The organism is Vibrio sp. 03_296 (assembly GCF_002265885.1).
The window spans coordinates 20,279-42,711 of the sequence record NZ_NPKW01000085.1 but is presented as its reverse complement, the minus strand read 5'-3'; the positions used below and the strand labels follow the sequence as shown (position 1 = coordinate 42,711).

Below are 22,433 nucleotides of genomic sequence, written 5' to 3'. Positions count from 1 at the left end.
GAAGAGACGAACAGGGTCAACAGGTGGACGCCCATTATCTTTACAATAAAGATGAGCGACTTCATCACGAATGAATTCAAAGTCGATAGCATTATCGATTTTGCGCACTAAATGGTCTTTAGGAACTAACTGTTCCATCGTCACCATTTCCAGTTCGTATTGTTGCGGGGTGGGTTCTTGAAGCATATCGGAGTATCCATATTTCGATACCCCTATTAGATCAAAGGTCTAGCTCGAAAGCTAGACCTTTGTCAGCAGTCTGAACGGCCTACTTTTAAGTAGGCCGCTGGGGAATTACATGTTGTCGATACGTTGCTGCACTTTGAGCACTTTGTCGGCGTACTCAGGATCCGTCGCATAACCTGCACGATGAATACCGCGAATAAAGCTTTCAGAATCGCCATTGTTCTGAAGTGCGGTCTGATAACGTGGATTGTTATTTAAAAACGCCACGTAATCATTAAAGCTGTCGGCAAACGAATCGTATGAACGAAACGCTGCCGTTTCCTTCACTGGCGTATTGTCGTGGAACTCTAAAGTTTGCGTGGTAACTTTGTCACCCGCCCAACTGCGATCCGCTTTAATGTTGAAGAGGTTATTGCTGCTGCCACGAGCATTTTTCACCACTTTCTGCCCCCAGCCTGTTTCCAAGGCCGCTTGTGCGAGCAATAGTGAAGGTTCAACCCCTAAGGATTTTGCCGCCCTTTCCGCGTAAGGTCTCATCGAAGTAATGAACGACTCTGGTGAATCAAACCTTGCCTTGTCACTGCGAGCGAGCTGGCCTGACTCAATCAGGCGCTGCTCGGTTTCTCGTGCTTTCGAGCGATTGATTGGCATACGTTGTGGCGCTTCTTGCCCCGCTTCACGCATTGCTAACTCTTTTTGATCGATGCCTTTTCCACTGCTTAACTGCGCCACAATCATGTCCGCTAAGCCAAGTGAACCGGAAGAACTGAGCTCACTGGCCATCTGTTCATCCAACATTTGACGATAGAACAGCTGGTTTTGGCTGTTCATCAAATCTGATTCAAAACCACTATTGGCTTCACGCATCGATTTAAACAACATGGAAGTAAAAATCGACTCAAACTGTTTTGCTGCCGCTTCTAGTGCTTTTTGTTCACCGCCATCTTTATCGTTCACGGCTTGCTGACGTAGCTTATCAAGATTGCTAATGTCGTGAATAAAACCGATGTCGTTTGGATTGTTAATCATATTGCCTCCAAACCGATCAGATGATGATCAGTTGTCCCTCGATGGCACCCGCTTGTTTAAGCGCTTGTAGAATGGCCATCAAGTCTGACGGTGCAGCACCGACTTGGTTAACCGCACGAACAAGATCATCCAAGGTTAAGCCCGGCTCAAATTTGAACATCTTGCCTTGTTCTTCGGTTACTGAAATGTCTGAATTGGGAACAACGACGGTTTCGCCACCCGAGAAACCATTTGGCTGGCTCACACTCAAGTTTTCTTTAATCGCAACCGTCATGCCACCGTGAGTCACGGCCGCAGGTTTTAATCGAACATGTTTACCCACCACAATGGTACCCGTACGTGAGTTGACAATGATTTTGGCTGCGCCGTCTGCTGGATCAAACTCGAGGTTTTCAATCGCAGAAAGAAAAGCGACACGTTGACTGATGTCGCGGGGCGCTCGCACACGCACCGAAGTCGCGTCGACCGCAGAGGCCATCTGAGGACCAAGGAAATTGTTGACGGCATCGGCCATGCGTTGTGCGGTGGTGAAATCAGATTCAAGTAAGTTGAATGTAATGAAGTCGCCACGGCCAAATGGGGTTGGCACTTCACGCTCAACCATGGCACCGCTAGAGATAATACCGACGGTCGGGTTATTGCCGACGATTTTGGAGCCATCCGCCCCTTCTGCGCTAAAACCGCTCACCACTAAGTTGCCTTGTGCCACGGCATAAACTTGCCCATCCAAACCTTTCAAGAAGGTTTGCAGCAAGGTGCCGCCACGTAAGCTCTTGGCACTGCCAATAGAGGAGACCGTCACATCGATCTGTTGACCGGGTTTAGAAAAAGGAGGAAGTTCTGCCGTTACCATTACAGCGGCCACGTTTTTGATTTTTGGCTTGGTACCCGCAGGCAACTGAATGCCGAAGTTTTGTAGCATTGCGGCAAAACTTTGCTCGGTAAAGGGTGTGGATTCGCCCGTGCCAGGCAAGCCAGAGACAAGCCCGTAACCTACCAATTGGTTGCTTCTTACACCTGCCACCTGAGCAACATCTTTAATACGCGCCGCATAGGCCGAGGTCATCGGCAGTACAAAGCATAACAACAGTAGGGTGAACTTTTTCATCTTAACTTACCTTTCTCTAGTGCAGGATCAAGCCGTCAAATTGCCATCGGCTTTGCCGCTTATAGAGAGACATTAAAGAATCGTGCCAAGAATCCAGGCTCTTGCATATCTTGTTGTGTTCCAGTGCCAGAATATTGAATTCTTGCGTTGGAAACGCGATTTGACGCAATAGTGTTGTCGAAACTAATGTCGTCTGGACGAATTGTGCCACTGAGGCGAATGTACTCATCACCCGTATTCAACGTCAGCCACTTCTCACCACGAATCACGAGGTTGCCATTGGCCAGCACTTCAATCACTTCCACGGTGATGTAACCACTGATGCTGTTGCTCTGTTTTGCCGACGCATCGCCAGTGAAATTGTTTGAGTTGGTCAGGTTGTAAGAGAAATTATACTTACCGTCGATTTGGAGCTCCTGTCCACCCACTTCAAGGGGGTCCATGCTTGAATCGTTGCTTTTCGACAGGTCCGCATTGGCACTTTTGGAAGCATTGGTCTTTTCATCCAGAGTGACGGTAATGATGTCACCAACGCCGCGAGGCTTCGAGTCATCATAAAGATTCGACAAATGATTCACGCTAAATAGCGAGCCCGTTTCCGCAGCATAGTGCTCTGGCTGCTGTTTCGGATGAATGGGAGCCCATGCAGGATCGCCTGCCACAGGATCGCTACGTCCACGCAAAGTATCGACAATACCCGAGCTTTCGTCTTTCGACTTATCCCCTTCAACCGCATCCACCACCGTCGTCGCGTTGACCACTTCTGGGGTTTCGATTGGCTCAAGCATGGTACAGCCACTCATGATGGTGACTAAAGCAATCAGACTGATGCGTTTCATGGCGATATTCTCTCCTACTCGTTTAGCCAACCAGCGCTTAAAGCTGCTGGTTCACAAAACTCATCATCTTATCGACCGATGAGATGACTTTTGAATTCATTTCGTAAACACGTTGCGCTTCGATCATGTTGACCAATTCTTCCGTTACGTTCACGTTGGATGTTTCTAGCATGGATTGGCGCACTTCGCCCAAGCCATCAAGGCCAGGTACCCCTTCTTGTGGGTCACCACTCGCCCCTGTCGGCAAGTAGAGGTTTTGACCGATTGGCTCTAGACCACCAGGGTTAACGAAGTCGGTAATCGTGATTTGTCCAACCACTTGGTTATTCTGCTGGCCACGAATACGCACAGAAACTTCACCGTCCGTACCAACAGTAATGGAAATCGCGTCTTCAGGGATCACAATTTCAGGCTCTAATGGGTAACCCGAACCGGATGTGACCACGACACCTTCACCGTTCAGAGTGAACTGGCCATTGCGGGAGTAACCAATGTTGCCGTCGGGCATGGTGATTTGGAAAAAGCCATCCCCTTCTACCATGAGATCCAACGCATTGGTGGTGGTTTGGGCGTTACCATGTGTATGCACTTTTTGTGTTGCGACCACTTTTGAGCCCGCACCTAACATCAAACCACTGGGCAGTTGAGTATTCTGAGAAGATTGACCACCAGGTTGGTTAATATTTTGGTAGAACAGATCTTCAAACACCGCTCGACCCTTTTTAAAACCGATGGTTGAGGCGTTCGCTAAGTTGTTTGAAATTGTCGCGATATTGGTTTGTTGAGCGTCTAAGCCCGTTTTACTTACCCATAGTGCCGGATGCATAATCTGTGACCTCTAATTCTATTAGCTCATACGAAGCAGAGAATCAGACGACTTGTCCATCTCTTCTGCTGTGCTCATCATTTTTACCTGCATCTCAAATTGACGTTGCAGGTCAATCAGAGCCGTCATTTCACCAACAGCATTCACGTTGCTGCCCTCAATGGCACCTGTCATGATTTGCACGGTTGGATCCGCTTCGTACGGCTGATTGGGTTCCTTGTGGCGGAACAGGCCATTGGTGTCTTTAAACAAAGCACTGTCATTGGTCTTGACCAGCTTAATACGATCGATTTCTTCCATCTCTTCCGCTGGCGCTCCTTGAGGTAAGACCGAGATCGTACCATCGCGGCCGATTTCAATTTTGCTCACAGGAAGAGGAATGGTAATGGGTGCACCACCTTCCCCAAGGACCAAATGTCCACTGGCATTGCTCAGTAGTCCATTTTGATCGACTTTCAGATTACCGTTACGGGTTAACCCTTCTTTGCCTAGTTTATCCATCACCCCAATCCAACCATTTCCCTCAATCGTAATATCGAGTTCACGGCCTGTGGTGATCACACTGCCTTGAGCAAAATTATGTCCTGGGCGCTCTGTCATGCTGAAAACTCGAGTAGGTAGCCCGTCACCGTACGCTTGCATTGAACGAGCTTGCGCTAAATCTGCACGAAACCCTGTTGTGCTCACGTTGGCTAGGTTGTTCGCTCGTAGTTGCAGAGCCTGCATATTCTGCTTGGCACCACTCATAGCAAGAAAGAGTGCACGATCCATAATCCGCTCCAAAAATCTTAATCTAAGACGTTAAAAGCAAGCATCATGCCAATTTATTTTACTCAATAAATTCAATGACATAGAAATAAAATCACGAAAGTGGCAATCAGATAGAGGCAAACCGTAGGTGGAAAAGATGCCGATCGGCAATCAGAGAGGCAAAGTATGATAGATAGGAATAATGCTTAGCCTGAGTGAGGTCGTTCAGGCTAAGCACCAGATGAATGTCATATAAAAACGATTAACGAATCTGCAGAATGTTCTGTTGTAGCTGGTTGTGAACTTCTAGCGCACGTGAGTTTGCTTGGAAGTTTCGCTGAGCAGAAATCAGATCCACCAGCTCTTGAGTCATATCGATATTCGACTGCTCAAGCGCACCGCTGGAAACCGTACCAAATGAACCTTTGTTTGATTCACCCCAGATTTTATCGCCTGAGTTATTGGTTGAATTCCACTGCGTACCACCTTTCTTATCCAAACCTTGCTCATTTGGAACACGTACCAAGGCAACACGGCCTAGAGTCACGTTTTCACCGTTAGAGTATGTCCCGTAAACACTGCCGTTTTCGTCGATATCAACTTTGGTCAAGAACCCCGTGGTTGCACCATCTTCATCGAACTTTGTCAGTTCAAACGGTGCAGCAAACTGGGTTGATGAGTTTAAATCGAACGCGATGGTTTGCGTTGGATCGCCACCGTTCATATCAATCGGCACTGCACCAGCACCAAGCGGATCTGAAATGATCGGCTGACCATTGTTAAGACTCGCCAACGTACCATCATTATTGAACTTAACGGTGTGGCCAATATGCCCTGTCGCATTGGTCGCATCACCACCAGTAATGTTCAATGGTTTCTCGCCTTGGCTATCTGTTACTGTGTAGTACGTCTGCCAAGTATTGGGTTGAGTCTGATCTTTCAAATAGTAAGTGGTTAATTTGTAAGATTGACCCATTGAGTCATAGATCGTCGAAGAAGTAGAACGGTTATAAGTATCTGGATCTTCGAAATCAAATGCCTGTGGATCTTTAAGCGCACCACTGGCAGGTAAGTTAACACCTACCGTAACGTTAGAGGTCTGTTTTGGCTTACCAAACTCCGCAGGGATGTTCAGAGGCTGGGGTTCATAAGAAGCCACATCGCCACTCAACGGGTCCACTTGGTAACCCAGTAAGTATTCATCATTCGCCGTCACCATGTAGTTGTCTTTGCTTAGATGAAATGCACCATTACGTGTTAGTTCGTTCTGGTTGGGTACCATGCGGTCTTTCGCTACGGCAAAAAAACCGGTGCCGCTAATGCGCAAATCCATAGGGTTGTTGGTGTAAATACTTGAACCTTCGTGGAACTGTTGTGCCACTTGGTTTGCTTGTACACCACCACCCGGAGTGGTTTTCGCATTGGTAAAGAGTGAGTTAGAGTAAACATCACCAAATTCCGCACGCGACTCTTTAAAGCCGTAGGTATTGGCGTTAGCAATGTTGTTACTCGTGGTATTCAGATCTAACTGAGCTGCGGACAAACCGCTTAAAGATACATATGACATTCCAAAATCTCCTGAATCTAGCCAGCGTAATTACGCTTTGCCAACTTCTAGTACTTCAGCAAGTCGAACTGGCGAATCAAAGCCAGCCAGATTGAGCAGTACGTTACCATCACCTTTACCTAGCAATACACTGTTTACGTTGGCATAAGTGGATACTGGGAAGTCACTTGACTGACCATCCAATAAACCTGATGCCTTCACTTTGTATTTGCCAGCCGGCAATGGATTACCGTTTTCGTCGTTGCCGTCCCATTCAACACGGTTATCTCCCGCAGGTTTCGCTCCTACCTCAAAAGAACGAACCAGTTGGCCAATTTCATTTTCCACACGGACAATCACGTTATCCATGGCTTGTGGAAGTTTGACCATTGCAGGCATACCCGTATTTTCTTGCTTCAGCCCCGCCGCTCCTGGAACCAAAACATCACGACCCACTAAAGAAGAAGCTTGTAATGCTTGGTTTGACGTCATCGATGAGTTGAGGCTCTCGAACTGAGAGTTCATCTTTCCGATGCCATCGACGGTCGCAAATGACGCCATTTGCGCAATCATCTGGTCGTTACTCACCGGCTTAAAAGGATCCTGTTGAGCAAGCTGCTTGGTCAACAACGATAAAAAGTCTTCTTGTTTAAGCTCTTGTTTACCTGTTGTTTCTGTTGGCTTCTTGCTCTCTTGCAAACTCTTAAGCTGGTCGATATAGGACAAGCCGCTTTGACCAACGTTATTGATTCCGGCCATACGCTACCTCCTTATCCCTATTGACCCATCTGCAGCGTACGCAGCAGCATTTGTTTACTTGCATCTGCAACTTGAACGTTTGTTTGATACGCTCGTGAAGCAGAAATCATGTTGGCCATTTCTTCCATCACATTGACATTAGGCTTGTAAATATAGCCTTCATCGTTTGCGAGTGGATGTTCTGGGTTGTATTCCGCGCTCAGCGGCTTATCGCTTTCCACAATGCCAAGTACTTTCACCGGAACCGTGTCGCCGCGGTTGTACATCGCATTACTTAACTCAGCACCAAACACCGCGTGGCGGGCTTTGTATGTATCTTTAGCAGAGCTACTGACACTATCCGCGTTGGCTAGGTTACTTGAGGTCGTATTTAGACGAACAGATTCAGCACTCATTGCAGAACCAGTCACATTGAACACATTAAATAAGCTCATCTAATTAATCCCCTTTGATCGCTTTCGTTAAGTTCTTAAATTTCCCGCCCAGAAAATCGAGAGACGCTTGATGACGAATTTGGTTCTGCATAAACAAATTACGCTCGAGATCCAAATCGACCGTATTGCCATCTCCGGTATCTGGTTGAGTCGGTAAACGATAAAGTTTTTCACCCATTACCGTTGTAGTGGCAGGAATGTGCCGACCATCCGTACGGCTAAGACCAATGCTTGCCCCCGAACTTGCCGCTTGCAGTTCCTTAGAAAAATCTAACCCTCTTGCCTTGTAGCCAGGTGTGTTTGCTTGCGCAATGTTAGTAGAGATAACCTCTGCATTGCGTTCACGCACGCCCACCGTGTGTTGGTGGATACCTAGTGCCTTGTCAAAAGAGATAGTCATAACTTGCCTCTACAAATAGAACTGACCGTTATTGGTTAAACAAAAGCAATTAGTGTGCCAAAAGACAAAACTAACAAAATTTGTTTTAGCCGATATTGGAATAGCAATAACTAAGCCATGTCAGTGAAGGGAATGTCATAAAGCTTCACCAACATGACTGGCTTTAAAATTATACACCCAAACAATCTGAAGGCGCTCGTTTCGTGGAAATGAACCTGAGAGTTCGAAGGAAAATGACAGAAGAGTTAAGGGGACTAGGGACTAGCAAACTAGATATAAAAAAACAGCTCGAGAATATCGAGCTGTTTGAATGTTGTCTGTTGCTTTGCAAGTTACTTCAACTTGTAGATGATACCAGGATTACAACGAACCATTTCGAATCGGTCTGTCAATCCAGTTAGAGACTCTGATGCCCCTAGCAGCAAGTAACCACCTGGGTTCAAGCTGTTCGCCATCTGGTTCAGTACTTTTGATTTCATATCTGGTGAAAAGTAAATCAATACGTTTCGGCAGAAAATGATGTCAAATTTACCCAGTAACGCGTAGCTATCCATCAAGTTTTGTGGCCTAAAGTTCACCAAACGCTTTACGTTGTCTTTGACTTTCATACGGCCATCGCCTGCGTCTTCAAAAAACGTGCGGCGTCGCTCAGGAGAAAGACCACGGCCTAGAGCTAGGTTGTCATAAACACCGGCTCGACACATATCCAACATGCTGGCTGAGATATCCGTCGCGGTAATCGCCACGCTGGTTAACATACCCGGCTTACGTTGTTGAGTCTCTAGCACCGTCATTGCCATCGAATAAGGCTCTTGACCTGAAGAACTTGCCGCTGACCAAATTTTAATAGGGCGACGGCTTGCCGCTACCTCAGGCAAAAGCTTTTCTGCCAATACGGTGAAAGGATAGGTATCACGAAACCACAAGGTTTCGTTTGTCGTCATTGCATCGACTGCTGCCACTCGAAGTTCGCGATTGCGGCCAGTGACCACATCTCTTAGCAGATCCGAGAGTGAAGCTAGTTTGAATTTGGTGACCAATGGACTGAGACGGCTACGAACCAAATACTGCTTACTGTCACCCAATACGATGCCGCACTGGGACTCTAGAAAACGGCTAAAGTCTCGATACTCTTGGTCACTGATTGTAATAGCAGTCATTAACGTCTCTTTATTAGTTTGTTAGTGCAGTTTTCACTGCATTACCCAACTCGTCTGGATTGAACTTCGCGATAAACGCATTTGCGCCGACTCGTTCAACCATGGCTTGGTTAAAGACACCACTGAGAGAGGAGTGCAGGATCACATACAGATCTTTTAGCTCTGCATTGCGGCGAATTTCCGCCGTTAAAGTATAACCATCCATCTCTGGCATTTCGATATCCGAAATCACAAGAGAAATCTGGTCTCTAATCGGGCCATCTGCGGCCATTTCAACCAGCTTCTCGTAAGCCTCTTTGCCATCTTTAACCGCAACGCATTCAAAACCAATATTGGTAATGGCGCGCTCTACCTGTTTACGAGCAACGGTGGAGTCGTCAGCAATCAAGATACGACGTACAAGCGCTTTTGCAGTTTCGACTTTGGCAATTTCTTCACCAATCGAAGAATCCATTGTTTCATCCACTGGCGCGATTTCAGCCAAAATTTTCTCAACGTCGAGAATTTCAACTAACTCATTATCAATGTTGGTCACTGCAGTTAGGTAGTTCGCTTTACCAGCACCATCTGGTGGTGGCAAGATAGCCTCCCAATGCATATTAATAATACGCTCAACAGAAGTCACCAAGAACGCCTGAATGGAACGGTTGAACTCTGCGATAACCACAAAGCACTTATCGATATTTTGAGTTGGACGTCCACCAATTGCTAGGCTTAGGTCAATCACCGACACGGTATGGCCACGAATATGAGCGACACCTTTTACCAGTGGGTGCAGATTAGGCATTGAAGTAAGCTTAGGGCACTGTAGCACTTCTTTGACTTTAAATACGTTAATACCATAACGTTGTCGGCCCATTAAACGAAAGGTCAGCAACTCAAGTCTATTTTGACCTACGAGTTGCGTCCGCTGATTCACTGAATCAAGAATCCCCGTCATAAGCTCATCTCCATCTCAAACTTTTTGATTAAAAGTGATAATCTAATTACAGCTGCATAACACCAGAGAAACAGAATGGCGTATTCTAATACTTATTTATCTTCATTTACCATCTATAAGTGTAGAGCTTTCTATAAAAGTTACGCTAAGTCTATCGGCATTTTGCTAACTTTGTTTAGTTTTTTTGCGCATGGCGCGACAGAAAATCAAATAAAACAGATACAGTTAGCTGCAGAAGAACACATTTTAGCCAATGTGGAGGCCCCAATGGGAGGCCAGTTGACTGTCAGTGCCGCTAATATAGATAGTAGAATAAAAGCGACCGATTGCCCGATTGCTTTGGTAACCAGTTCCAATTCAACCAATAGCACTCGAAGTAATATTAATGTTCTTGTGGAGTGTCCACCAGATGAATGGCAGATCTATGTCCCTGTGAGACTGTCGATTGCCGTTTCTCTAGTGACGGCAAATCGCTCCCTTAGCCGGGGAGAAATCATCTCCTTCTCAGATGTGAGTACCAATTTGATAGAGTTACAACGCTTTCGCAAAGAAGGGTACTCGGACATCACTCAAGTCGTTGGGGCGAAAGTAAAACGCGTTTTGCGTCCTGGTGATGTAGTGGAGCGAGGAGACATCTGTGTTGTATGCCGCAATGAAAAAGTGGTGATAAAAGCAACAAAGGATGGGATGACAATCACAACTCAAGGCACCTCATTACAAGATGGCGCAACAGGGGAACAAGTTCGGGTGAAAAATGACAAGTCTCAGCGTATAATCGAAGGAATTGTGACCGGCATTGCTGAAGTGACTGTTTCGTTTTAACATGTTCCTCATGCTTCCTATCGGGGCTCGTCTAAGTTTTAGGCCCGAATCCTGCTAGAAAGAAAATGGAAATTTTTTCTAAAGTATTGGCTGACGTGGTCGATACTGAGAGTACAAATCCCGTACTGTGTAGGTAAGGTTTATATATGGCAAGTATCGATAACATACGTTCAGGTCAAATCATGACGACAAACAGTCGTGGTCCTGCGCGTTCCGATTCAAATTCGGTATCTGATACCCGTAACGAAGCGAAAAAAAGCAACGTCGGGCAAGATGCTGTTTCTTTGAGTCAACAAAGTCGTGATATCGAGCAACTTCATCAGGAAATGGCGTCTAAGCCAGCATTCGATGCCGCTAAAGTCGCCGCGATCAAAGAAGCGATCGCAAACGGTTCTTATCGTGTCGATCCTGAAAAGCTTGCAGATAACATGATGAAATTTGAAAACGAACTGGCAGACCGCGTTAAAGCATAAGGTCTAGGTAGGTAGTAGTTATGGCTGCTTTAGTTGATTTAGTAAATTTCCAGTTTGAAAATGCTAAAGCTCTCTCTATTGTGTTAGAAAAGGAAAGCAAGATCATTGCTAGCCGTGTTTCTGCAGATATCGAGAAAATTGCCAAAGAAAAGATGACGCTCATTGGTCGTTTACAACAAACAGACCAGCGAATTGCCTCTCACCCGCATGTCAATCAACTTACCGAAGATACTTACTTAAGAGAAACGGTTGCCAGTATTCAATCGATTATTCTTGATTGCCAACAAATCAACCAAATCAACGGCGAAGCGCTTACGCGCGCTCAATCTAGCTTCAACAAACTCAATAATATGCTGCAACATAGCCACGGAAAAATAGGCATGACCTATAATGCCGGTGGTAAAACGCATACCATTTCTACCCTTGGTACGAATATCAAAGCGTAATCAGACCGGATAACGCCTTTTTACGGTATGAGTCCAAACTTAATGCCCCTTTCTCATGCAACACTAAATCAAATCCTCCTTTTCTCCTTCGATAACATCACGTCAAAAGATCACTAACGCTGCGCTAAAAAAACGAATAAAAGAAAAGCGGCCAACCGTGGCCGCTTGATTCTGATTATCTGGAAAACTGAATGAGATTAGAAAAGTGTTTGCTGCCTTTTTTCAGGGATCTGCTGAACTTCACCGTAGTCACGCAGCTTATCCATCTTACGGATATCTAAACGCAGTTCAGTTACATAGCTATCGCCCACAGGGTAACTACGCACCACTTCTGCACCACGGATCACACCATCAACGGCACCTGAGGTATTTTCAACACCCAAACGTTGATCCTCCAAATGCGCTCTGCCACTCACTCGCATACCATAAACCTGCTCGGCAAGTTCACGATACGCGTCAATTTTAGAAGCACGCATGGCACGAACGCGTTTTTCTTCATCTGTGCGGCCTGTTTGTTCACTAATACTGGCATACCCCACTGCCACCAGCATATCGTCTTGACGCATCTGCTGTAGCGGTTGGCACCCCACCATAAGGAGCATAACGAAAGCGATAAGAGACTTTTTCATAGCTCCCCCTATGGACGTAAGATCACGGTATATGGTTGACGAATGGTCGGATCTGAACGAATGATCACCCCATCTTGAGTGCGAATACTGTTCAATGTATCCAAGTCGCGGCCAATACGCTCAGCAGGTAAGAAGCCTTGAGCTGAAGCCACTACCACTCGGGTTTGCATACCCACCACGCGAGCGTTGACTAACACGCCACCTTCTTGTCGTAACATGGTCCCCGTGAGTACATATTGGATTTCTTGTTCTTGTGCGAGATCTTTCCAATCACGGCTCAAAGCAAAATCGCCTTGTTGCGTCACTTGAATCGATCCCGTGGTTTTGAAATCCACGACTTTGAAACCACGACGCTGAAGTTGGTAAATAAAACCTTCAGACACGGAGTTTCCAAGCCAGTTGGTTGAATCCATGTTCTGCAAATCAACAAACGAGGTGACGGCAATCGGTGTACGAGCAGACACACTGGTATTTGACAGAATCAGATCTTCCGTCAGGCTCTCGACAAAGAAGTCCATCGTATGACGCGGGCTTTCCATCAGCATAAACTGGCTGCCCGAGTACGGTTCTTTACCGTTGTAAATCGGTGAGTAGGCGCATGAACTCAAAGCCATGACGGACGCTACAACAATCCATTTTTTCATGGGGTTAATCTCCAGATAATCTCAGATGTCCATTAAGACTGCTTTTGTTTTCCGACTGGTTTACAATCTTGGAACAGTCTTTGCTTTTGTATCTCTGCAACAAGTTAAAAGCGACATCCATATACAGCTGATAAATGCAAAGCAATATCTATACCCACTTGGGAAATTCACGATGAAAAAAATTACTTTTGGCCTATTTTCAACAATTTGGATGACATTCATCTCTCTAAATGCTCATGCCGCATGGTATGAAGCGACGGGAGTTGCCACCATTGTTTCATCTGAAGAAGTGGCAAGAGTTCACGCCTTAGAGGACGCGTTATATAAAGCCGTCAACTTTTCTGGGGCAGATATTGGCAGCCTCAGTAATCTTCGCCCATTTCTTGAAGAGAGCCGCACAGAGTATCAATTCACTAACCACGAAGTCCGCTACATCCTAGTTCAGTCTCAACGATCCAAAGGGAATAAGGTCGAAGTACGTGCCAGAATTGATATTTATCCATCGGCAACAGGTTGCCACGTTAGCCAATATAAAAAGACCATTTTGGTCGGCAATATCGATGTTGCCTCGCCTCAACAAGCGGTGATGGGGCAAATCTACAAAGTGGGGGATGATTTCAGCCACGTCATTAACCGACAGTTTGATCAGGAATCAAGAAGTTTTGTTTCGGTCGGCACCACTGATTACGATATTGATCGACGCAATCCCGAACGTATCAAGATGATTGCCCAAGACACTGGCGCTCAATACATCATCGGTGGTGTCATCACCGACTTAACCGCGACGATCGAATCGAAATTACTTGTAGATGACGTGATCAATCGCCAGTTTGCCCTCGAAATGCAGGTGTACGATGGCAAAACGGGTAATGAAGTGTATTCAAGAAGCTACCGTGAAGTGGCGAAGTGGCCGTTTGCAAAAACCAGCCAGATTGACACTCGCAGTGCGCGCTTCTGGGCTTCAACCTATGGTGAGATGATGCTGCGAGTCAGCCGTAATATCATGTTAGATATGGAATCGGAAGTGTCGTGCAAGATCACCCTGCCAGAGGTTGTGGCTGTTTTTGGCAATACCGTCACGATGGATCTTGGCCGAATTCATGGTGTGCGCGAAGGCGACAGGTTGCAACTTTGGCACACGGCTTCGTTTATTGATCAGTATGGCTTGCCACGCAATAAAGTTTCTCAAAGCGAAATTACCTTAACGGTTTCTCGAGTTTATGAAAACGAAGCCGAGTTGACGGTGGATCAACCGAACTTAGCCTCCAGTATCCAGATTGGCGACGTAATGCACAAACCGCTTTAATATCAAAAGTTAAGGCTTAACATTTGCGTCCATTTCCGTAAGATAACAAGCCTGCTCCCATGGCACAGCTGGATAGCGCAGCCCCCTCCTAAGGGGCAGGTCACAGGTTCAAATCCTGTTGGGAGCGCCATCTTACTCAAGCTAAGCGTCAACGATGCTTAGCTTTTTTTTCGTCAAGTGCTTTCCTATTGTTCAGAAAAAAATGGGCAACTTTTCATTTTGCTACTTTAATTATTACTAATATTTCCTTACTCTAACCCATATTAATAAAATTATTAGTTACCGTTATGACTAAGAGCAATCTGATAACTAACACTGGGCATCGTTTCATTTCAAAAGGCAAAACTGCCTTTAAAATTCATATCCATACACCTGACGATAAGGTGCTGCATCGTTCGATTGGATTTGTAAAACTTGGGGAAAAGAAAGCGCTACAAAAAGCGATTAAAATGCGCAATGAACTGGGAAGAGAGATGTGGGGGAAATTCTGGCGACGCCTAATGAAAGATCCGTACTTAATGACTCGCCTGCCTCATAGTTTAGAGCCAAAGATCGTGCACAAACCCAACCCTACTCTGGCGGATCCTAACAACCGAGATACCTGCTACATTGCCAAATGGCGTGTGATGAATGACAAAGGCGAATACAAGTACAAAACCGTCGTTCGTTCCATCAGCAAATACGGCAAACTTGCCGCCTACTCACAGACCAAAAAAGCGCTATTGGAAGCGCACAAAGAGAATTTAGAGATCCTCACCTTTATGGGCCGGCTGAACAGCATCGGTCTCAAATAACGCGTGCTCTTTTTCACACTCAAACAAAGTCCAAAAAAAAACCGCAGCACTGAGCTGCGGTTTTATTATTCTCGCTGGCCAATTATGCGTTTGCTTCACGCTCTGCAATAAACGCCAACGCCATCTTAATACGCGCAACAACACGCTCTTTACCGATGAGCTGCATCACTGCATCTACAGAAGGAGACTGACCACCACCAGTAACAGCAACACGCAGAGGCATACCGATTTTGCCCATACCGATTTCAAGCTCAGTACACACATCGGCAATCACTTGGTGTAGGTTTTCTGTTGTCCACTCAGTAAGGGCTTCCACTTTAGCCAGAGCGACTTCTAGCGGCTGCTTCGCCACACCACGTAGGTGTTTTTTCGCTGCATCAGCATCAAATGCGTCAAAATCTTGGTAGAAGTAACCAATTTGATCGGCCAACTCAACCAACGTATTGCAACGCTCGCCAACCAGTTTGATCACGTCAGTGATGGCTGGACCATTTTCGGTCTTGATACCCTTCTGATCTAAATGCCACTGAAGATGTTCAGCTACGTATTCAGGATCCGATGTTTTGATGTAGTGGTTATTCAACCATAGCAGCTTGTCGGTATTAAACGCAGACGCTGACTTTGAGATAGCATTCAAGCTAAATAGGTTGATCATCTCTTCTTGAGAGAAAATTTCTTGGTCACCGTGAGACCACCCAAGGCGTACGAGGTAGTTGTTCAATGCCACTGGCAAGTAACCCATATCGCGGTATTGCATCACTGACACCGCACCATGACGCTTAGACAGTTTCGCACCATCGTCACCGAGGATCATGGCACAATGCGCAAACGTAGGAACTGGCGCACCTAGTGCTTCATAGATGTTGATTTGACGAGGCGTGTTGTTGATATGGTCTTCGCCACGGATAACGTGCGTAATGCCCATATCCCAATCGTCAACCACCACACAGAAGTTGTAGGTTGGTGAACCATCGGTACGACGGATGATGAGATCATCCATTTGGCTATTGCTGATTTCGATACGACCACGGATTTGATCTTCGAATACAACGCTACCCTCTTTCGGGTTACGGAAACGAATCACGCATGGATCGCCATCTTTTGCCACTTCATTTGCCGCTTTGATTTTTGGGTGTTCAGCATCGTAGCGAGGCATTTCTTTGTTGGCTTCTTGCTCTGCACGAACTTCATCAAGCAGCTCTTTTGATGCGTAACATTTGTACGCTTTATCTTCCGCAAGCAGCTTATCAACCATCTCGTTGTAACGATCAAAACGCTGAGTTTGGAAATAAGGACCTTCGTTCCATTCCAAACCTAGCCACTGCATACCTTCAATAATGGCATCTACCGCTTCCTGAGAGTTGCGCTCTAGGTCCGTATCTTCAATACGTAGAACGAACTCACCACCTTGGCTTTTCGCGTATAACCAAGAGTAAAGTGCTGTACGAGCACCACCAACGTGTAGGTAGCCAGTTGGGCTAGGAGCAAAACGAGTTTTAACCGTCATCAATTTTTACCTTTTGGAAGAAGCGTGCTGATAAGACTAGCACCACTAAGAAATGTGCGACATTTTAGCACTATGAGGTAAATCTACAATGACCATACAAAAGACATTTTGCCAAGCCCAACACTTCGGGTCGATTCCCCGCTCAAATCGGTTAATTGTTTAGTAACCAAGTTAAGATTTGCGTTTTTTCTTCAGCCGTTGCCTTTTCATACCAATAACTCAGCATATCTAGAGATTTAGAGGTCGCTGGTAGCTGAGTTGATATGGATTTTCTGTTCTCAAAAGCCCATTGAGCAAAACGTTGTTTGTCTTCGACATTCGCTTCGTTATACCAATATTGGGCCATTTCTACAGGCTTAGAAGCCATTACAGCAGGCTGTTTAGGGACATTGTTCTCATTCTTAACGATGGTAACGTTCTGTTTTTGCTCCCCAAGGATTGCTTCAAAATACCCTGCTGGAATTAAAAAATTAAGCTGGGAGCTGTTGTTTCTTGCATTCACAGAATAGTGAAGTCCATTTTCTGCGGCAGACAACAACTCGTTTTCATAAATAGGAAATGAAAAATGCTGTGTAACAGTGCAGTGCTCAGAGCATGTTTCATCGGTTGGTGCGGTCATTGTAATGGCGCGTTGCTTATTCTTAATAGAGACCGAAGTATACTCATTGTTTGATTTGAAGTAGCTCAGTTCAACCGCGACGTAGGAATCGGGAGCGGTTGAGCTCTCATTCGTTGGAAAACTCGCGATTACTTTCGACACGTTTTTTATCGCAAATCCACCTTTAGAATCACTCTCTATTGGAGTAACTCCTTTCGCTTCTACAGTAATATAGTTCGCTTTCTGACTGACAGAACCAATCGCATTACTAAAATCGTCATCACTCGATAAGGTAGTACATCCATTTAGCAAAACTAATCCTACAACCAACATTTTTTTGTACATTTGATACACCTTATTTCTTAGATTTCTAGAACGATAAAACGCTAGCAGTGTACTGCTAGCGTTTTTTTAACTCAGAAGACGTTCACTTAGAAGCCGTATTCTAAACCAATACGAGTTACGATATCGGTATCTGCATCACCAACTGTGCGGCCTGCAATACGTAGGTAAGGTACGAAACCGTTATGCACCGCCATCAACTGAGCAGAAATGGTGTTGCTGTCTGAGTCTGCGTCTGTTTTGCCGTTAGTTTCAGATTCAAGGTTCGCTGCGTAACCCACTTTGAAACCAATTGGACCATTCCAGTATTGACCAATGACAGAGAAAGAGTCTTGAGTCACTTTACGCGCACCGTTATCTAGCTCTTCACCTTTATAGGCAGCAGCGATACCAAAGCCTGCTGGCAAGCTCGCTTCGAAGCCGACAATGTAGGCAAATGTATCATCTTCATAACCAGGAACTACCGGTTTTTGAACTGGCGTACCTGTATTATCAAGCTCCCAATCACCGCCTGTTGCACCAACAACGCGAGTACCACTTTCAACAGCACCCATCAATGTTACTTTTTCGAAACCGTATTTAGCGCTTGCACCAAAGAAGTTAGCATCGCGAGTAGCGTTACCACCGCCGTTTTTGTCATCGTCACGACCAACAGACGCTGCGAATGAGAAGCCACCAAACTTAGGTGAATCGTAACGAACTTGGTTAGATTGACGATCGTAGTGACCATTGATACCGCCCCAATCGAATACAGAACCTAGACCAGGGTTAGAGAATGGCCAGTCAACAATTTCGTATAGTGGCGTTAGAACGCGACCAACACGAAGGTTACCCCAATCACCAGATGCACCGATGAAAGTATCGCGGAAACCAAGCACACCGCCTGAAACGCCGCCATGGCCCCAGTCAGTGCTGTCAACGTAACCCGATTCAATTTGCATTGTAATCAATACGTTATCAAACATTTCTTTGTGGGCACGGAAACCGATACGAGATTCGTTTTCTACAACAAAGCCACTGCTGGCATCATTGTTGTCAGTGACGTTGTAGTTCACCAATGAGATAGCTGCAACACCGTAAACTTCGACATTAAAGTCAGAGTTCACACCAACTTCTTTAGCGGTTGCACCAGTTGCGGCCACTGCAATTGCTGCACCTAAAAGCGTTTTTTTAAAGTGAGACATAAGATTAACCCCTATTTAGAATTATGTTTTTCCTTGTTCTTCGCCAAACTCGACTAATTGCTATTCCTAGTAACCATCTGATTTTTTGGAGAACTAAATTTTGGACGGGGCAAATATCTCAGACTTTTTTTTCTTTAAAAAATGGCGACACCAACAACCTGAGCCACTTCAAAGTCAACCAATAAAAAATAATATAAAAACAATAAAAACAACAACTTAATCGCAAACAAAAAATATAAAAAACGTCAAATTTAGCTTTTCATAGTGCCATGGCGGCAAATATGTTGCCGTATCGTGAAGCGACTCACGCAACTTTTAGCTCAATTAACGGAACTTTATATTTCCAAAGAAAAAAGATTGAAGTGCCTCGCAAGGAAATAAGGCAAAACATCGGTACGGCAAAGCCATTTTGACGTAATTGATTGCACGAACCAATGCTTGACCTTCCCCCGGCGGCAAGGTTTATCGTTATTACCACATTATTTCGTGGGAGATAAAAAGATGAACCAATTTACCCTTGCGCTCTCTGGCCTCAACTGCATGGGTTGTGCTCATAAGGTCGAGAAAGCACTGCACGCCGATCACAGTGTCACGATTCAAGCGCTTTCTCCCAACGAAATCAGCTTAGAGACCCCGTCCACTCTGGCCGAGATTGCTGAAACGATAGAAAAGTTGGGTTACCGTGCAGGCAATGAGTTCAACTTTGATCTTGAAGGACTTAACTGTGGTCGCTGCGTGAGTAAAGTGAACGCATTGCTCGGTGAGCACAGCGAGGTGATTCGCTTCACCGCAAGTAAAACAGAACTTACAATCACCACCAGCTTGAATGAGCAAGAGGTGATCACCCTCATCGCGACGCTTGGATACCAGGCACGTCTACACACCGCAGGTGAAGAGGCCGCTCAAAACGTCGAATCGCTTACCACACCATCCCCTGTTTTGTCTGATTCAACACCTTTAGACACTACTTTAGCTACCGCTTCAACAGCGCCTTCAACCGAAACAATCAACCTATTGATTCAGGGCATGACCTGTGCGAGCTGTGTTTCTTCCGTTGAAAAAGCGATGTTGGCTGTCAGTGGTGTGAATAAAGCGCAAGTTAACCTTGCCGAACAAAGCGCAATTATTTTTGCAGAGAGTAATGAGGCAAACTTGATAGAGGCAGTGATCTCTTCGGTCAAACAAGCCGGTTATCAAGCTGAAGTGGTACTAGACGCAGAACTCACTCAACAAAAACAGGCTGAGCAACTGGCTCAAGCACAACGAAAACACAAAGCCAGTGCCTTCGCAGGAATAGCCCTTGGTGCACCACTCATGTTGTGGGGTGTATTGGGTGGCAGCATGAGTATCGCAAACACTCAAGATCAGATCGCCTGGGGGGTGGTCGGCTTAGTCTGCCTATTGTTGCTTGCTACCGCGGGAAGAAGCTTCTTTACCAATGCGTGGTTAGCACTCACTCACAAACGCGCCACTATGGATACATTGGTTGCATTGGGAACGGGTGCCGCGTGGCTCTTTTCGATGTTAGTAGTGATTTTCCCGACTTGGTTCCCAATGGAATCGCGCCACGTTTATTTTGAAGCCAGTGCGATGATTGTCGGCTTGATTTCACTGGGACACTATATCGAAGCAAAAGCCAAAGCGCGCACAACCCAATCGCTGCAATCGCTGATCAACCTTCAGCCTCAAACCGCAAGTTTGATCACCGACCAAGGCGAGCAAACCATCGCCGTTAAACAGATTCAATTGGGGATGAAGCTGCGCATCAAGCCGGGAGAAAAAATCCCCGTTGATGGTTTGGTGATTTCTGGCGAGTCGTATCTCGACGAATCCATGCTCACAGGTGAACCCGTTCCGGTTTTCAAACAAGCGCAAGATAACGTTTCTGCTGGCACCCTAAATAATGACGGCAGCTTAATTATTCAAGCAACTGGGATCGGCGCTGATACCATGCTGGCTCGTATTATCCGTATGGTGCGTCAGGCGCAAAGCAGTAAACCCGCTATCGCCAAACTGGCGGATCAGATTTCATCGGTCTTCGTGCCTGTTGTCGTGGCCATTGCCCTTTTCTCTGCGGCAATTTGGTTTTTCGTTGGCCCAGAGCCAAAAGCCAGTTACATGTTGGTGGTCACGACTACCGTACTGATCATCGCCTGCCCCTGCGCACTGGGCCTTGCCACCCCGTTGTCAGTGACGGTGGGGGTTGGCAAAGCCGCAGAAATGGGCATTTTGATCCGAGATGCGGATGTACTGCAATCTGCCAGCAAAATTGACACAGTGGTCTTCGACAAAACAGGCACTTTGACCCAAGGAGCTCCTAAAGTTCAAGCGCTCTATGCCTTTGACCACGATCAGCAGCATTTACGTTCACTGCTGGTGAGTGCGGAACAGCAATCAGAGCATCCACTCGCCAAAGCAATTGTGGCAGACGCCCAGCAACACAAAGCACCTATGCTTGAGGTGAGCCAGTTTGAAAATATGCGAGGCAAAGGAGTTCGCGCGGTCATTGCGGGGGATGAGCTGTTGGTGGTGTCATTAAATCACTTACAAGCGCAACAATTTGATTTGAGCGCCGCCAGTGAGGCGATTGACGAATGTGCACAAAACGCTTGGACACCAGTAGCTGCCGTGCTTAACCAGCGTTTAATCGGCATGATCGCCATTTCAGACCCAATCAAAGGCGATTCTAAGCAAGCTGTGCAAGCCTTGAAGAAAGAAGGCATCCACACCGTAATGCTAACGGGTGACAACCAAAGCGTGGCCAATGCCATTGCTCAAGAGCTGGGTATCGATGAAGTCATCGCGCAAGTGCTGCCCGATGAGAAAGCAAGTCATATCGGACGCCTTCAATCACAAGGTCGCAAAGTGGCGATGGTCGGTGACGGCATTAATGACGCGCCAGCGTTAGTCTTGGCCGATATTGGCATTGCGATGGGCAGTGGCAGTGATGTCGCGATTGAAAGCGCGCAGATGACGCTGCTCAACTCGTCACCACTTGCCGTTCTCAACGCCATTGAACTCTCCAAAGCGACGGTGAAAAACATGAAGCAAAATCTCTTTGGCGCCTTTATTTACAACTCTTTGGGTATTCCTGTAGCGGCTGGTGTACTGTATCCTGTGTCAGGTTTTCTTTTGAGTCCTGTGGTGGCTGGCGCAGCCATGGCACTCTCTTCCATTACCGTGGTCAGCAACGCCAATCGACTACGCTTATTTAAAACGACAACACGCTCTTAGGGGTCACTATGAAACTAAAAACACTTACTCTTATGCTGCTGGCAGGTATGTCAGCAAACGTTTTGGCAGCGGACGTCATCAACCATAAATCACCTTACTGTGGATGCTGCGGTGATTGGACTAAACACATGGAAGAGGCAGGTTTCACCGTAAAAGAAGAGCTTCACGATGATATGAACAGCGTTAAGCAGAAGCTAGGGTTGAAGAACGAGCAACTCTATTCATGCCATACTGCGGAAATTGAAGGCTACGTATTTGAGGGGCATATTCCGGCTGACGATATCAAAGCCTTTTTAGAAAACCCACCTCGCAACGCGAAAGGCCTTGCGGTTCCGGGCATGCCAATGGGCTCTCCGGGCATGGAATATGGCGACAAAAAAGACAGCTACTCTGTGTATGCCTTTAACGAACAAGGTCAAGTGTTTGAGTATCGCCGCCATGAAGGCAATCAAAAATAGCGATTGAACGATAAAGAGA

23 protein-coding genes, 1 tRNA gene and 1 pseudogene are annotated in these 22,433 nt (G+C 46.1%); 8 read left to right on the top strand and 17 right to left on the bottom strand.

What is annotated here, in order from left to right; all coding sequences use genetic code 11:
- From CIK04_RS11110 to CIK04_RS11055, 12 genes and pseudogenes are all read right to left on the bottom strand, one after another.
- Positions 1-186, bottom strand: a pseudogene (locus CIK04_RS11110) (IS5/IS1182 family transposase); the annotation flags it as partial.
- Positions 187-294: 108 nt separating this feature from the next.
- Positions 295-1,215, bottom strand: coding sequence for a flagellar assembly peptidoglycan hydrolase FlgJ (flgJ, locus tag CIK04_RS11105; RefSeq protein WP_039538980.1), 921 nt, complete (start codon positions 1,213-1,215; stop codon positions 295-297).
- A gap of 16 nt (positions 1,216-1,231) precedes the next feature.
- Positions 1,232-2,323, bottom strand: a complete 1,092-nt coding sequence (locus CIK04_RS11100; protein WP_011078334.1) for a flagellar basal body P-ring protein FlgI — start codon at positions 2,321-2,323, stop codon at positions 1,232-1,234.
- A 59-nt stretch (positions 2,324-2,382) separates the two neighbouring features.
- Positions 2,383-3,162 (bottom strand): flagellar basal body L-ring protein FlgH, encoded by a 780-nt coding sequence (flgH, locus tag CIK04_RS11095; RefSeq protein WP_017789273.1) that lies wholly within the window; start codon positions 3,160-3,162, stop codon positions 2,383-2,385.
- A gap of 37 nt (positions 3,163-3,199) precedes the next feature.
- Positions 3,200-3,988, bottom strand: a complete 789-nt coding sequence (flgG, locus tag CIK04_RS11090) for a flagellar basal-body rod protein FlgG (RefSeq protein ID WP_011078336.1) — start codon at positions 3,986-3,988, stop codon at positions 3,200-3,202.
- Positions 3,989-4,009: 21 nt separating this feature from the next.
- Entirely contained in the window at positions 4,010-4,759 is a 750-nt protein-coding gene (gene flgF / locus CIK04_RS11085; protein WP_017420926.1) for a flagellar basal-body rod protein FlgF, read from the bottom strand.
- A gap of 241 nt (positions 4,760-5,000) precedes the next feature.
- Positions 5,001-6,305, bottom strand: coding sequence for a flagellar hook protein FlgE (gene flgE / locus CIK04_RS11080; protein ID WP_017420925.1), 1,305 nt, complete (start codon positions 6,303-6,305; stop codon positions 5,001-5,003).
- 30 nt (positions 6,306-6,335) lie between these two features.
- Positions 6,336-7,043, bottom strand: coding sequence for a flagellar hook assembly protein FlgD (flgD, locus tag CIK04_RS11075; RefSeq protein WP_011078339.1), 708 nt, complete (start codon positions 7,041-7,043; stop codon positions 6,336-6,338).
- Between the two features lie 17 nt (positions 7,044-7,060).
- Positions 7,061-7,477: a flagellar basal body rod protein FlgC gene (flgC, locus tag CIK04_RS11070; RefSeq protein WP_011078340.1), complete on the bottom strand. Its 417-nt coding sequence runs from the start codon at positions 7,475-7,477 to the stop codon at positions 7,061-7,063.
- A gap of 4 nt (positions 7,478-7,481) precedes the next feature.
- Complete coding sequence (gene flgB, locus CIK04_RS11065; protein ID WP_017420924.1) at positions 7,482-7,877, bottom strand: flagellar basal body rod protein FlgB; 396 nt, start codon at positions 7,875-7,877, stop codon at positions 7,482-7,484.
- A 332-nt stretch (positions 7,878-8,209) separates the two neighbouring features.
- Complete coding sequence (locus CIK04_RS11060; RefSeq protein ID WP_017420923.1) at positions 8,210-9,037, bottom strand: protein-glutamate O-methyltransferase; 828 nt, start codon at positions 9,035-9,037, stop codon at positions 8,210-8,212.
- A 13-nt stretch (positions 9,038-9,050) separates the two neighbouring features.
- Positions 9,051-9,977, bottom strand: a complete 927-nt coding sequence (locus tag CIK04_RS11055; protein ID WP_097353340.1) for a chemotaxis protein CheV — start codon at positions 9,975-9,977, stop codon at positions 9,051-9,053.
- Positions 9,978-10,052: 75 nt separating this feature from the next.
- Between CIK04_RS11055 and flgA the strand changes: the two genes are divergently transcribed.
- The 3 genes from flgA to CIK04_RS11040 all read left to right on the top strand — a co-directional run bounded on the left by flgA (position 10,053) and on the right by CIK04_RS11040 (position 11,718).
- Complete coding sequence (gene flgA, locus CIK04_RS11050; protein ID WP_039452057.1) at positions 10,053-10,799, top strand: flagellar basal body P-ring formation chaperone FlgA; 747 nt, start codon at positions 10,053-10,055, stop codon at positions 10,797-10,799.
- A gap of 146 nt (positions 10,800-10,945) precedes the next feature.
- Complete coding sequence (gene flgM / locus CIK04_RS11045; RefSeq protein ID WP_038939391.1) at positions 10,946-11,272, top strand: flagellar biosynthesis anti-sigma factor FlgM; 327 nt, start codon at positions 10,946-10,948, stop codon at positions 11,270-11,272.
- A gap of 20 nt (positions 11,273-11,292) precedes the next feature.
- Entirely contained in the window at positions 11,293-11,718 is a 426-nt protein-coding gene (locus CIK04_RS11040; protein WP_011078346.1) for a flagella synthesis protein FlgN, read from the top strand.
- Between the two features lie 197 nt (positions 11,719-11,915).
- Here the strand turns inward: CIK04_RS11040 and flgP are convergent, their stop codons facing one another.
- Positions 11,916-12,347 carry a flagellar assembly lipoprotein FlgP gene (gene flgP, locus CIK04_RS11035; RefSeq protein WP_017420918.1) on the bottom strand — a complete coding sequence of 144 codons (432 nt, stop codon included), beginning with the start codon at positions 12,345-12,347 and terminating at the stop codon, positions 11,916-11,918.
- An 8-nt stretch (positions 12,348-12,355) separates the two neighbouring features.
- Positions 12,356-12,991 carry a FlgO family outer membrane protein gene (locus tag CIK04_RS11030; protein ID WP_011078348.1) on the bottom strand — a complete coding sequence of 212 codons (636 nt, stop codon included), beginning with the start codon at positions 12,989-12,991 and terminating at the stop codon, positions 12,356-12,358.
- 172 nt (positions 12,992-13,163) lie between these two features.
- Between CIK04_RS11030 and CIK04_RS11025 the strand changes: the two genes are divergently transcribed.
- From CIK04_RS11025 to CIK04_RS11015, 3 genes are all read left to right on the top strand, one after another.
- The gene (locus CIK04_RS11025; protein ID WP_097353341.1) at positions 13,164-14,297 is read left to right on the top strand and encodes a flagellar assembly protein FlgT; all 1,134 of its coding nucleotides are present in this window, start codon (positions 13,164-13,166) and stop codon (positions 14,295-14,297) included.
- A gap of 53 nt (positions 14,298-14,350) precedes the next feature.
- A tRNA-Arg gene (locus CIK04_RS11020) sits at positions 14,351-14,427 on the top strand.
- Between the two features lie 157 nt (positions 14,428-14,584).
- On the top strand, positions 14,585-15,091 hold the full coding sequence (locus CIK04_RS11015; protein ID WP_011078350.1) for a hypothetical protein: 507 nt from the start codon (positions 14,585-14,587) through the stop codon (positions 15,089-15,091).
- An 82-nt stretch (positions 15,092-15,173) separates the two neighbouring features.
- Here CIK04_RS11015 and gltX read toward each other — a convergent pair whose 3' ends face one another.
- The 3 genes from gltX to CIK04_RS11000 all read right to left on the bottom strand — a co-directional run bounded on the left by gltX (position 15,174) and on the right by CIK04_RS11000 (position 18,722).
- Entirely contained in the window at positions 15,174-16,598 is a 1,425-nt protein-coding gene (gltX, locus tag CIK04_RS11010; protein WP_097353342.1) for a glutamate--tRNA ligase, read from the bottom strand.
- A 151-nt stretch (positions 16,599-16,749) separates the two neighbouring features.
- Positions 16,750-17,541, bottom strand: a complete 792-nt coding sequence (locus tag CIK04_RS11005; protein ID WP_058667524.1) for a hypothetical protein — start codon at positions 17,539-17,541, stop codon at positions 16,750-16,752.
- 86 nt (positions 17,542-17,627) lie between these two features.
- Positions 17,628-18,722: a porin gene (locus CIK04_RS11000; RefSeq protein ID WP_039538993.1), complete on the bottom strand. Its 1,095-nt coding sequence runs from the start codon at positions 18,720-18,722 to the stop codon at positions 17,628-17,630.
- Between the two features lie 501 nt (positions 18,723-19,223).
- Here CIK04_RS11000 and CIK04_RS10995 point away from each other — a divergent pair.
- Positions 19,224-21,956: a cation transporter gene (locus tag CIK04_RS10995; RefSeq protein ID WP_176463322.1), complete on the top strand. Its 2,733-nt coding sequence runs from the start codon at positions 19,224-19,226 to the stop codon at positions 21,954-21,956.
- An 8-nt stretch (positions 21,957-21,964) separates the two neighbouring features.
- Entirely contained in the window at positions 21,965-22,414 is a 450-nt protein-coding gene (locus CIK04_RS10990) for a DUF411 domain-containing protein (protein ID WP_017420912.1), read from the top strand.
- Positions 22,415-22,433 lie beyond the last annotated feature (19 nt).